The 12,895-nt window shown below is 38.9% G+C and carries 10 protein-coding genes; 1 reads left to right on the top strand and 9 read right to left on the bottom strand.

Annotation, left to right across the window (positions count from 1 at the left end):
* Nucleotides 1–7 precede the first annotated feature (7 nt).
* Complete coding sequence (locus tag FAR12_RS11260; RefSeq protein WP_126408767.1) at nt 8–742, bottom strand: MBL fold metallo-hydrolase; 735 nt, start codon at nt 740–742, stop codon at nt 8–10.
* A gap of 159 nt (nt 743–901) precedes the next feature.
* Here FAR12_RS11260 and yhfH point away from each other — a divergent pair, with 159 nt between their 5' ends.
* Nucleotides 902–1,036: a protein YhfH gene (yhfH, locus tag FAR12_RS11255; RefSeq protein WP_126408766.1), complete on the top strand. Its 135-nt coding sequence runs from the start codon at nt 902–904 to the stop codon at nt 1,034–1,036.
* A 192-nt stretch (nt 1,037–1,228) separates the two neighbouring features.
* Here yhfH and FAR12_RS11250 read toward each other — a convergent pair whose 3' ends face one another.
* From FAR12_RS11250 to FAR12_RS11215, 8 genes are all read right to left on the bottom strand, one after another.
* On the bottom strand, nt 1,229–3,397 hold the full coding sequence (locus FAR12_RS11250) for a YhgE/Pip domain-containing protein (RefSeq protein WP_126408765.1): 2,169 nt from the start codon (nt 3,395–3,397) through the stop codon (nt 1,229–1,231).
* A 67-nt stretch (nt 3,398–3,464) separates the two neighbouring features.
* Nucleotides 3,465–4,037 carry a TetR/AcrR family transcriptional regulator gene (locus FAR12_RS11245; protein WP_126408764.1) on the bottom strand — a complete coding sequence of 191 codons (573 nt, stop codon included), beginning with the start codon at nt 4,035–4,037 and terminating at the stop codon, nt 3,465–3,467.
* A 69-nt stretch (nt 4,038–4,106) separates the two neighbouring features.
* Entirely contained in the window at nt 4,107–5,339 is a 1,233-nt protein-coding gene (locus FAR12_RS11240; RefSeq protein WP_170972179.1) for an MDR family MFS transporter, read from the bottom strand.
* Between the two features lie 205 nt (nt 5,340–5,544).
* On the bottom strand, nt 5,545–6,966 hold the full coding sequence (gene hemY, locus FAR12_RS11235; protein WP_126408762.1) for a protoporphyrinogen oxidase: 1,422 nt from the start codon (nt 6,964–6,966) through the stop codon (nt 5,545–5,547).
* A 37-nt stretch (nt 6,967–7,003) separates the two neighbouring features.
* Entirely contained in the window at nt 7,004–7,933 is a 930-nt protein-coding gene (gene hemH / locus FAR12_RS11230; protein WP_126408761.1) for a ferrochelatase, read from the bottom strand.
* 84 nt (nt 7,934–8,017) lie between these two features.
* Nucleotides 8,018–9,064 (bottom strand): uroporphyrinogen decarboxylase, encoded by a 1,047-nt coding sequence (gene hemE, locus FAR12_RS11225; protein ID WP_126408760.1) that lies wholly within the window; start codon nt 9,062–9,064, stop codon nt 8,018–8,020.
* Nucleotides 9,065–9,267: 203 nt separating this feature from the next.
* A complete protein-coding gene (locus tag FAR12_RS11220; RefSeq protein WP_126408759.1) occupies nt 9,268–11,085 on the bottom strand; it encodes an ABC transporter ATP-binding protein in 1,818 nt (605 codons plus the stop codon).
* Nucleotides 11,066–12,820 carry an ABC transporter ATP-binding protein gene (locus FAR12_RS11215; RefSeq protein ID WP_126408758.1) on the bottom strand — a complete coding sequence of 585 codons (1,755 nt, stop codon included), beginning with the start codon at nt 12,818–12,820 and terminating at the stop codon, nt 11,066–11,068. The genes FAR12_RS11220 and FAR12_RS11215 overlap by 20 nt, the downstream gene beginning before the upstream one ends.
* Nucleotides 12,821–12,895: the final 75 nt, after the last annotated feature.

Genomic DNA, 12,895 nt, shown 5'->3' with positions numbered 1-12,895 from the left:
CATCTCCTTATAATGTTACAACTTTCCCGTATTCTGCTAACGCAATCGGGCCATTGTAGATTTCTCCTGCCTCTTGAACTAATTTCGATAGCTCACCGTATTGAGGCAGATGAGTTAGAATCACCTGTTTTACCCCTGCTTCCTTCGCCAATTTCCCTACATCTGTGCTGTTCATATGACCAGCATTACGACCATCCTGATGGCTAAAGAAATTGCACTCTGCAAGCAACAGATCAGCATCAGTGGAAAAAGGTATAAACTCATCCTTGAAGGAAGTATCCGCTGTATAAACAAGCGCTTTTCCTCCCGCTTCAATTCTCATTGCGAAGCATGGGACTGGGTGATTCGTCCTTAAAAATTGTACCGCAAAAGGACCAACCTTTAAAGTTTTTTGCGGGTCGTAGGCAACTCCTTCTGTTATCCCTTTATGAGTTAGCTTGGCGAATTCATATTCGTCTAAGGTATGTCCATAGATTGGGAGTGTTTCTGGCTTCTCACCTAGAAAATCTTTGATAATACGAGCGTGCTGCAGGACACCGATGTCGGCAATATGGTCAGCATGATAATGAGAAATAAGAACGGCATCGAGGTCCTCTGGCTCAATAAAATTCTGCATTTTCGACAGGACCCCGCTCCCACAATCAAGAAGCAATTGGTACCCGTCATGCTCCAGTAAATAGCCTGTGCTCGCTTCGTTTATTTTTGGATAACCACCCCAAAAACCGATAACTGTTAACTTCAAAATAGTACCTCCTCAATTGAAACTTTTGTCTAACTTATATTATAAAGTATTTGTTTTAAAATTTATAAAATCAGGATTGACACTCACCTAACTGTTATAATACAATTAAGTTAATAGTTAAACTGTTTCAAACACCAACAACACAAGGAGGCAGTACAAATGATTGAGAGCATCGTTGAATTTTTCAGGAATTTACCAGCCAAGGAATGCAGCAACTGTGGGGCCAAGATTGAAGAACAACACGAATGCTATAGCAACCAATGCGATCATTGCCAAGGTGTTATAAATCTATAATTTTATTATTTTAAGTATTTGAATCTATTTCATAATGAAACAGTTTAAGAAACGAACTTAGATAGTCCCCAGCTTAACTGTTCGTTTTTTAAAATCATTGTGAAATTGTCTCAAATAGATCCATGTTTTACTGGAAACAATTTGCGCCTGCATTTTGTTCCATAATCCCTTCCAAATTGAAAGCCAGCTGTTTCATAACAGCTGGCCTTTTTTTATTCGCCTTTTTTTAGCTAACACATAAAATTGTCGCTTATGCTTGAAGCGGAAATATAGTAAGCTTCCAACAATAAATACGCACATAAAACCTAACAAAATGAAAAGGTTATGCCACATAAATCCAAAGTCTCCACTAGAAATGACCGCTTTAAATCCTTGAACCGAGTAAGTCATCGGCAAAAACGCATGGATTTTCTGAAGAAATCCTGGGATTAATTCTAATGGGAATGTCCCTGCACTTGTTGTTAATTGGAGAATCAAGATAAGAATGGCAACAAACCTTCCTGGATCTCCAAGTGGTGTTACAAAAAATTGAATTAATGCGACAAAGGTAAGACTCGTCACAACGACAAACAATAGGAACAATGTAATATTTTGAACCTCTAACCCTAATACTCCCATCAAAATGGCAGCTGCAATTAAACCTTGAACAATTCCAATTCCTGCAAGAATCGTAAATTTACTTGTGAACCAGCTCATTCCATTTCGAGGAACAGACGCTGGCTCTCTAAATGGAAATACGATAGAAATCATTAATGCCCCAACGAATAAACTCAGTGACAAAAAGTATGGAGCAAATCCAGTACCATAGTTGGGTACATGATTGATTTTTTCATCCTTAATTTCTACTGGATTAGCCATCATATTGTAGGTTTCCTTATCTGCATCAACAGATGTTGCTTCCTTCGCTCCATCAGCAAGCTTTTCAGATAATTCCTTGCTTCCTGCTGCAACCTCATCTGTCCCATCAGCAAGCTTGCCTGCACCATCTTCCAATTGACTTGCACCACTTGTAATCTTTTCCGTTCCTTGTGTTAATTCATTCAAACCACTTTGTAGACTTGAAGCACCTTCCGCAAGTTTACCTGCACCCGATTGTGCTTCTGCTAATTTCTGATCAAAAGTCGTCATTCCTGCCTGGAATTGTTCTTCTCCTGCAAGAATTTTATCTGAACCTGCCTGAAGCATGGCACTGCCTGAAGCTAGTTGATGAACACCTTGTTCAAGTTCTCCCTGTTTTTCGCTTAGAGTATTTAAATTTCCAGCAAGTCCTGCTGCACCATTTGAAATAACCCCAGCTGATTCGGACAATTGTGTTGCTCCTGTTTGGAGATTAGCTAAAAGTGCCTGAAGCTCTTGTCTCTCAGCTGGCTCCATTCCGGCCATGACACCAGCAAGCTTTTGCTGAAGCAAACTCAATCCACCATTCACTTTTTGTGCCTCTGTGCTCCATGTATTCAAAGAACTAGATAAATTTTCTGCCCCTTGAGCAAGCTGTTCAGTTCCTGACGTCATTTCAGGTAGCTTCTGATCCATCTGATCAATCCCTGCTTTAGCATCAGAAATTCCTTTTGCAAGCTCAGTATTCCCTTCTGCAATATCCTTCGAAGCCGCCGTTAACTGTGAATGTCCTTTTCCTAATTCTGTTAAGCCTTCATTCAGCGTTGTAATCCCAGATGCTAAATCTGTGGAACCTGAGTTGGCACTGTTCATACCTTGATTAAACTCAATCGATTTACTAGCCAATTCCACCAGATGCTCATGAAGTTCCTTCGTACCGTTATTTAAATCAATAGAACCATCTGTGAGCTTTCCGGCACCTTCACTTGCTTGTTCGATTCCATCTGCTAGCTCCTCAATATTCGCGAACACTGATTCAGCATAGGTTTCGGTAACTTTTTCCGAAATTGAACTCTTAATCTTCTCCATTGCGTTTCCACCAATTTGCGAAGCTAGAAAATTTGTACCTTCATTTGCAACATAAATCAATTCTAACTTCTTCGGTTTCTCATCCAATAAAGTAGTCGCATTTTCTGAGAAATTCTCAGGAATTTCTACAAGTAAATAATACTTTCTTTCTTCCAATCCCTTATAGGCTTCTTCGTTATCGATAAATTTATAGTCAAATTCATGATTTTCCTTCAATTTATCGACTAATTCTTCCCCTAGTTTTAACTGTTCTCCCTCAAATGTGGCACCTTTATCTTCATTTACGATCGCAACCGGAAGATCTTCAAGGTGACCATACGGATTCCAAAAGGCCCATAAGTACATGCCACTATATAATATCGGAATAAACAATATTGCAATTACAGGGATTAAGAGTTTCTTATTTGTGAAAAGTTGACGTAATTCTGCTTTCATTCTTAACCTCCATAATTATTGACCGTTTTGTTCATTTGGTCATTTTTGTTCAAAAAGGAAGGATTATCTATTTTGACAACCCTTGAAAAATATGTTGTTCCAATGTTTTTGCGATCATTTCCTTGGTTAAAGGCTGATGATTTTTTTCCCAATCAAAAATTAGGGCAATATACATCTTAATCATGACAAACGCAGTAAGCTCCGGGTCACATGGTTGAATTTCATCTTTCTCAATCGCCAATTTAATCTTATCTTTAATAAAATTCAAAATGGCTTTTTCGATTCGCTCAATCACTTCCATGACAGCTGGTGTTCTCATTTCTCTGCCCTCTTGGAATAGCTTAATCGTCAGCTGATGCTCAAGGCGAAACTCCAAAATTCGGTATAATGCTCGGTGAACATTATCTTGAAAAGATTTAGATTCATCAATCGATTCTTCTGCAGCAAGCTTCATCTCCTTAATGAGACTATTCGTAATCTCATCAAAAAGCTCTTCTTTTGTCTTGAAAAAAGTATAGATTGTGCCTTTTCCTACATTCGCAATTTTTGCGACTTGCTCCATCGTCGTTGCCTTAAAACCAAACAAGGAAAAGGACTTAGTTGCAGCTTCAACAATTAGTTGTCTTCTATCAACAGCCATTTCGTCACCTCTTCTGACCAAATGTCTAATTCGGTCAATCAGTACGAAATCTATTGTACTCCTTTAGATTTAATTGTCAATAGCTTGGTACATTTTAAACAACCTCGAATATAGAAACACACTTATCAACGAAAAAATAAATAATAAACCTAATATTCCCATAGGTTCAACCCATTCAGATAAAAAGACGGTGATTGGAGCTAAAAACCTTCCAATTGTATATTGTAAATTATCTGCACCAATGTACTTTCCTCTCGCGTCAGGAGGTGCATAATGACTGACAAAGCTCTCCATCACGGGCGAGCGCATCAGTTCTCCAAAGGTAAAAATAATCGTCACAATAAATAAGTACCAAATATTTGTGTGAAACCCTAATGCAAGCATTCCAATTCCTGATATAGATGATGAGAGAATAAAGACATCCCGTTCTTTCCAATTTTTTAACCACTTTGTAACAGGTAATACGAATAAAACAAATAACAGTCCATTCAATCCTAATATCCAACCAAAAGCTTCTGTACCGGTTAAGTTAAATGACCAATCGTTCCAGTGAATAAGCGTTTGAGATGGGACATGCTCCACAAAGTATACAGGCAAATATAAATCGAGTTGCATAACCGTCACTACAAAAAATACGCCTGCCAATAGGTAAATCGCGAATATTTTATCACGAAGAATAATATGATACTCTTTCCATTGTTGTATAATGATTGTTCCAATCGAAGCTTTTTCATGAACCGAATTCGGCTTCGTTTCCCTAACAATGAAAAATATCGCGAATGTGTATGCGAGCAATACGATCGCGCAAGTCCATAAAAGTTCAGATCGATATTGAAAGAAAAAAATCGCTCCAAGTCCTGGACCGAGTACAGCTCCGATGTTTTTTGCCGTCGTAAAGGTCGCGAATACTTGGCGACGTTCTGACTCTGGAATTAAATCGGCTACCATCGCAGCACTAGGTGGTCGGTACATGGCACCGCCTAAGCCAATGCCGATAAAAGCAAGGTAATCAAGCCACGGAGACCACGACATCGCAAATGCTATGAACATCATTGCTTGAAGAGTCGACCCAACTAACATCATGGGTCTTCTTCCCAGACTGTCGGCTAGGCTACCTCCAATCAAGCTCCCTAACATACTTATGATCGGAGGGACGGTCATAAGTAACCCTGCTACATGATTTCCCAATTCCATGCTGAAATAGAGGGCAATAAACGGAAAGTACATCCAATACAGTAAATTAAACATCGCTTCGCCAATGAGACGAACTTTTAAATTATAATCCCAATAACGCATATACAAGAGATCCTCCATTTCACTGCTTTCCCGGCCAGGTGTTATTAATATAAAAGAATTTTCAGATAAAATATAGACTACAATTAAAAATTGTTTTATACTAATAATATGGAAATCGAGGATACTCGCTTTTTAATTTGAGTGCTTCACAAAACGAACATTTATTCGTATATTAAAAGACCAAACCCTCATAGGATTTGGTCTTTATTTGTTAGTTAGCTTGGACAAATTGTAATACCTTCTCAACAGCAGCCTCGCCCTGGTCGATACAATCCGGGATTCCTAAGCCTTCAAATGAAGCCCCAGCAATAAATACTCCTGGCAATTGTTGATCAACTTGTTCGAGTACTTTTGATAAACGTTCCTTATGCCCAACCGTGTATTGAGGCATGGCGTTTTTCCATCTCGAGATCACGGCAAACTCTGGTTCCATCGTAATATTCATCGTCTTGTTCATATCCTCAAGGACGATTTTAACGATCTCATCATCTGATAAATCAACGATCGTCTCATCTCCAGCTCTACCGACAAAGCAACGCAATAAAACTTTATCATCTGGACAAGCATGAGGCCATTTTTTATGCACCCATGTACAGGCTGTTATCGTATAATCACTGTTTCTTGAAACGACAAAGCCTGTTCCGTCAATATCCTTCTCTATTGCTTCTTTTGGGAAGGCTAGTGCCACATTGGCAACCGAAGTTGAAGGGATGTCCTCAAATACTTCAAAAAACTCGTTTTCAGAAAAGATAGCAGGTAACACCTGATGGGAAAGAGTAGAAACTACACAATCCGCCTGAAGGATTTCCCCGCTATTCAATTTGATATTATAGCCTTCCTCCGTTTTACGAACGTACTCCACTCGATGTCCTTTTAAAATAGAATTTGGATCAAGCTTCGCTTCGATTGCGTCAACCATCGATTGCAATCCACCTTTTGGCGTAAGAAACATGCCTTTTTTGCTCTTATTAGAGCTAGGTGTTTTCTTTGGAGGAGCAGGTGTACCTTTTTTCATTCCCAAAATAAGGCTACCATATTTTTGTTCGACCTCATAAAACTGAGGGAATGTTGACATTAAGCTCATATCATCAATGTTACCAGCATAGATCCCAGACAAGAGGGGTTCAATCAAATTCTCAAGTACTTCATCCCCAAGTCTTCTTCTAAAAAAGTGACCAAGTGACTGGTCTTGAGAAGGATTTGATTTTGGTAATACAAAATCAGCTGCCGCTCTCATTTTACCTGCGAGTGAGAATAATCCAGTTGTAATAAAAGGACCGATTTGGGTTGGTATTCCCATTATGGAGCCTCCAGGCATTGGATGGAGACGTTCCTTAGCTAGTACGTATGACTTTCCAGCAGTATTACTAACTAATTGGTCTTCCATACCGACTTCCTTGGCTAAACGGGAAGCGCTCTGCTTTCGTGCCAGAAATGAATCTGGTCCCCTTTCGATCACAAAGCCGTCTCGAACTACCGTCTGCATTTTTCCACCTAATCGGTGAGTCGCTTCTACGAGAATGACCTCTAGTGAAAGCTGTTTCTCCCTTGCTTCCTTCTGTAAATAGAAAGCAGTAGTGAGTCCAGTAATACCTCCCCCAAGTATTACAACCCTTTTCTTTTTCTCAGACACAGTCAATCGCCTTCTTTACTTAGTTTGGATTAATGACTTATTTTAATAAATCGAGTAATACAGTTGCCATTGCATCAATAAACAATGGATCTGTGTTTGGCATTTCAGGACGATAGTAGCTGACGCCAAGCTCTTCTGTAATAACCTTACACTCATAGTCATTATCGTATAATACTTCTAAATGCTCAGCTACAAAGCCTACTGGTGTATACACGAATGCTTTAAAATGGTGATCTTCATATAATTCTCTTGTTAAGTCCTGAACATCTGGCCCTAACCAAGGCTCTGGCGTATTTCCGGCACTTTGCCAACCTAAGTAATAGTTACTTACTCCTGCACCCTGCGCAATTAATTCAGCTGTTTCTTTTAGCTGGTTTGGATAAGGGTCACCAAGTTCAAGAATTTTTTCAGGTAAGCTATGAGCAGAAACAATTAAAGCTGCTGCATTTTTCTCTTTTTCAGGCATCCCTTCGAAAGTTGCCTTCACTTTTTCAACCCAATATTGAATGAACTTCGGCTCTTTGTACCAGCTTTCAACAGACTTAATTGTAAGTCCACCTAGCTTTTCTGCTTCCTCTTTTGCACGTCCATTATAAGACTGAATGCTAAAAGTTGAAAAATGAGGAGCTAATACAATACTCAAAGCTTCTTCAATGCCGTCATCATGCATTTGTTTTACAGCATCCTCGATAAACGGTTCGATATGTTTTAATCCAATATATAATTTGAATTCAATTTCATCTTGGATTTCATTTAAGTGATTTTGTAGAGCTTTCGCCTGATTATTCGTCGTTTCAGCAAGTGGAGAAAGTCCTCCAATAGCCTCGTAACGACCTTTCAAGTCCTCTAGCATTTCGTCTGAAGGTCTACGTCCATGACGAATATGTGTATAGTAACGCTCAATATCTTCTTCTTTATAAGGGGTTCCATATGCCATAACAAGCAAACCCATTTGTTTTTTTGCCATTTCTTCTGTTCACCTCATAATTTACGTCTCTAGTCCATAATCTTGCCAAAAACCAAACGAACATTTCAAACAAAATGCTCAGGACTAACGACGTAATTTTTCTGCTGAATATTCATGAATAAATGCAGTAAGTTTTTTCAATGTTTCTGGGTTAACTTCTGGGAAAACCCCATGGCCAAGATTAAAAATATAGCCAGGTTGAGCCATTCCTAGATCTAAAATGGCCTTTGCCTTCTCTTCGATTACATCCCAAGGGGCTAAAAGAATAGCTGGATCTAAGTTACCTTGTACCGTTTTTTGAATTCCCATTGCGCGTGCCTCATTGATCGGAAGACGCCAATCTAGACCAACTACATCAAGTGGGAGGTCATTCCATTCAAGAGCAAGATGGCTCGCTCCAACACCGAACATGATTAGTGGTACATTTTCTTCACGTAATGCTGAGAAAATCCGATTCATGACTGGTTTAATATAAGTACGGTAATCTGCTACATTTAAAGCTCCTACCCATGAGTCAAAAATTTGGATCGCTCTAGCTCCTGCTTTAATCTGCGATTTGACATATGTAATTGTCGTATCACCTAGCTTGTCCATAAGCGCAAACCAAGCTTTTGGCTCTGCATACATAAATGCCTTTGTTTTATTGTAATTTTTCGAAGGTCCACCTTCGATCATATAGCTTGCTAACGTAAATGGAGCTCCAGCAAAACCAATCAGTGGAACTGATAACTGTTCCTCTGTTAATAACTTAATTGTCTCTAACACATATGGGACATCCGTTTCCGGATGAATTTCGCCTAAGCGCTCCACATCTGCTAATGAACGAATGGGATTGGAGATAACAGGACCAATACCTGATTTAATCTCAACATCTACACCAATTGCAGGAAGTGGCGTCATAATATCCTTATATAGAATCGCAGCATCTACCCCGTATTGTTCCACAGGAAGTCTTGTTACATAAGCACAAAGCTCAGGCTGATGCGTAATTTCAAATAAAGAGTATTTTTCTTTAATCGCACGATATTCTGGCTGCGATCTCCCAGCTTGTCTCATATACCAGACAGGAACGTAATCTGTTTGCTCCCCTTTTGCTGCTTTTAAAAATGTTTCATTTATTTCTTTCACCATGCAAAAAAGTCCACCTTTCAAGACCATTTATTCTCATTTAAACCCTTTGTTCGAGAATAATTTATTTATACTCATTCTAATATAGCGTTTTCTCCTATCGTTGTATACCTTACTCGGAGAAGTGTCAAAAAATAGACGTTTTTAGAATGGCTTTTTCAAGTTGATTGTAGTTACTTACTCTCATTGATTTTGATAGAAAAATTTTATGAAAGATTCCTTAGCTGGAACTGATTGCGATAAGAATCGTAGTAAAAACCTTTTCGATCCATTAAATCGTGATGGGTTCCTTTTTCAATGATTTTTCCATTTCGAACTACTACTATAACATCTGCATTCTCGATTGTTTTTAGACGATGGGCAATGACAAAACTTGTTCTACCCTTCATCAAATTGGCTAAGCCTGTTTGAATTTCAATTTCTGTTTTTGTATCAATGCTAGAAGTCGCTTCATCCAAAATTAAAATATTCGCATCCGCCAAAATAGCTCTCGCAATCGCAAGTAGTTGCTTTTGTCCTTGACTTAGATTTCCTCCACCAGGCGTAATAATCGTTTCGTATTTATTCGGCAAGTATTTAATAAATTGATGGGCAGATGCCGTTTTCGCGGCACGAATAACTTCTTCATCTGTTGACTCTAATTGGCCATAGCGAATATTGTCCATGATGCTTCCAGAAAATAAGAACGGCTCTTGCAACACAATCCCGATATTTTTTCTTAGATCACTTAATTGATAATCTTTAATATTTCTTCCATCAATCTTAACTTCCCCTTCATCAACATCATAAAAGCGAGCCAATAGATTAATTAACGTCGTTTTGCCTGAACCGGTTGGTCCTACAACTGCAATCGTTTGTCCAGCTTTAGCTTTTAAATTGATGTTTTTCAAGATCGGCTTATCCTTTGAATAACCAAAGGACACATTATCAATCTCGACATTCCCTAACAATGAATGAACTGGTACAGCAGCTGCCTTGTCCCTGATTTCTGGGACTTCATCCATTACTTCAAATACTCTTTCAGCCCCTGCAATAGCTGCTTGAAACGTATTCAAGAGACTCGACATTTGGTTAATCGGTCGGAAAAATTGGCGTGAATACGTCACAAAAGCAGCGATGATCCCAACAGTAGCAATATCATAAAGGGTCAACAATGCTCCCGCTGCAATGATTAATCCGAGCCCGAGATTATTGATAAAGTTATTGATAGGACCTAGAAATCCTGAAACCATTTCTGCTTGGGTAGAGGACTGGCGTAGCCGCTCGTTGATCGTAGAAAATTTATCAAATACCTTCTTTTCTTTGCCGAATAATTGAATGACTTCAAGCCCCGAAATCGACTCTTCGATCACACCATTTAATTCGCCTAAGTCCCTTTGCCTTTTGATAAAATTGCTACTGCTGTACTTAAGAATTTTTTTCGTTACATAAAACATCAGAGGGATCACGCAAAGTGTCACAAGCGCCATCATCCAGTTTAAAGAGAGCATCGCGATCATCACACCAACAACCGTTAAAACAGTTGAGAAAATTTGGATCACACTTTGACTCAATGCGTTATTTAGTTGGTCAATATCATTCGTTACGCGGCTCATCAGTTCGCCTGGGGTCTTTTTATCAAAAAATCGTAAAGATAGATTTTGAATCTGATTGAATAAATCCTGACGCAATCTCTTAATCGTTTTGAGGGAAATATTAATCATGATATAGGACTGGAACCAAGTGAAAAGGGATAAAACCACATAAATCCCCGCGAGAATGACGGCCATTCGAATCGTCCCCGAAATGTCTTTCGGAATAATATAGTCATCAATAATAACGCCAATTAAATAAGGACCAACAAGTCCTAGTAAGCTAGTCAACAACACCATTGCAATCGAAAGAATGAGTGCCGTTTTCTCTTGCTTCATATACAACCAAATTCTCTTCAATGTTCCCTTGCTGTCCTTTGCTTTGACAACCGGTCCTCCAAATCGTCCCTTTCCTCCTGGGTGACCTGAAAACTTAGTTGCTGGCTGATTCATGAATCATTCCCTCCTTTCCACCTTGCGTGTTGTATATGTCTTGGTACACATTGTTTTGTTCCAACAATTCACGATGAGTCCCAATTCCTACAATTTTTCCATCTTCCATGACCAGAATTCGATCCGCATTCATAATCGATGAAATCTTTGATGCAATGATAAAGGTAGTGGACTGCTCGTACTCATGGTACAAGGAATCAAGAATCTCTTTTTCAGACAACGCATCAACAGCTGAGGTAGAATCATCCAATATTAAAATGGCTGGTTTTCTGATTAGTGCACGAGCAATGGATAATCTTTGTTTTTGCCCGCCAGATAAATTGTTTCCACCCTGAGTTAGGACATGTTCAAATCGTTGGTCAAGCTTGTCGATAAATTCAGAAGCATTAGCTGTAGCGGTTGCTGCTTCCATCTCTTCCTTACTTGCATCCTCTTTTCCAAATCTTAAGTTTTCAGTAATTGTGCCTGAAAATAACATAGCTCTTTGTGGGATAAATCCAATTTCTTCTCTTAATTGTTCTAGTTTATATTCTTTGATGTTTTTCCCATCAATGATAATTTCTCCAGTATCAACATCATATAGACGAGGAAGCAATTTGATTAGGGTTGATTTGCCACTTCCGATCGACCCGATGATCCCAATTTTCTCTCCTTGCCTCGCTTTAAAATTAAGCTTCTTTAAGACAAGCTCTCCATTTTTGCTATAGCTAAAGCTAACATTACGGAATTCAATGTCTCCTTTGATTGAAGACGGCTCATACGTTTCTATTTGATTTTCGATATCCATTTTTGTATTCAACACTTGCTGAATCCGCTCAGCTGATGGGAAGGCTCTTGTTATCGCCATTAGTACATGACTACTACTAATTAATGCGTTCAATGTGATCGTTAAATAGTTGATAAAAGCGAGAATGACCCCTACTTCTGTCGTTCCGTTATCTACCTTTATTACACCCATCCAAAGTGCAGCGACAACGCCTATATTGACAAGAAACAGCATGACCGGCATAAGCCCCATAATCATTTGACTAGCAGACGTATTTATTCGAGTCTGTTCTTCGTTTATGTCGGCAAAACCCTTTTTCTCATAGTCCTGTCGCCCGAATGCTTTTACCACACGGATTCCCGTCAAATTCTCCTGTAGCTTTGTATTCATTTTATCGACGGCTTCTTGGACTTTTCGGAACAGCTTTCCAGCATTTTTCATGAAATACCAGTTCACGATCGCAAGTAGCGGAATTAAGATTAAGAGAATTAAAAAGAACTCTCTTGCTGAAATAAAAACGATGATCACACTCCCTATGAATAAGAGAGGGCTTCGAACAAGAATTTTCAACGTCATCATAACCGCCATTTGAACGGAAGTAATATCATTCGTGGCAATCGTTATTAATTTCCCTGTCCCAAACTGATCTGTATTTTTAGCCGAAAATTTTTCTACCCTACGAAAGACATCCTGTCGAATATCAGTAGCGAAGTTCACAGCTGCTTTTGTGCTGTAAATGGAACAGACAATCCCACCGATTAATCCAATAATGGCGACAAGGAGCATGAGTAGACTCATTTTCACTACATAAGCCGTATTGTCCGTTGCGATTCCATTGTCAATGATGTGCTGCATAATCATCGGCTGCAACAAATCCATCCCGACCTCAACACACATAAAAAGAGGGCCAATAATGGCAAAGAATGTGTACGGTTTCAAGTATTTTAATAGACTAATTAATGATTGCATGCGAGATTCCTCATTTAGTTAAATTTAGACAATGGATTAATTATAATCCTCTAAAAAGTGAAAGACAATTTAAGA

It is taken from the genome of Bacillus yapensis (genome assembly GCF_005280205.1).
Classification (GTDB): domain Bacteria; phylum Bacillota; class Bacilli; order Bacillales; family Cytobacillaceae; genus Robertmurraya; species Robertmurraya yapensis.
Note: the sequence above shows the minus strand (reverse complement) of the source record. Positions and strands in the feature narration are given on the sequence as shown.

Bases quoted from the DNA above. Each gene is read 5' to 3' on its own strand.
- FAR12_RS11220 (WP_126408759.1), bottom strand. From the start codon at position 11,085: ATGAATCAGCCAGCAACTAAGTTTTCAGGTCACCCAGGAGGAAAGGGA.
- FAR12_RS11245 (WP_126408764.1), bottom strand. From the start codon at position 4,037: ATGGCTGTTGATAGAAGACAACTAATTGTTGAAGCTGCAACTAAGTCC.
- FAR12_RS11215 (WP_126408758.1), bottom strand. From the start codon at position 12,820: ATGCAATCATTAATTAGTCTATTAAAATACTTGAAACCGTACACATTC.
- yhfH (WP_126408766.1), top strand. From the start codon at position 902: ATGATTGAGAGCATCGTTGAATTTTTCAGGAATTTACCAGCCAAGGAA.
- FAR12_RS11250 (WP_126408765.1), bottom strand. From the start codon at position 3,397: ATGAAAGCAGAATTACGTCAACTTTTCACAAATAAGAAACTCTTAATC.
- hemH (WP_126408761.1), bottom strand. From the start codon at position 7,933: ATGGCAAAAAAACAAATGGGTTTGCTTGTTATGGCATATGGAACCCCT.
- hemE (WP_126408760.1), bottom strand. From the start codon at position 9,064: ATGGTGAAAGAAATAAATGAAACATTTTTAAAAGCAGCAAAAGGGGAG.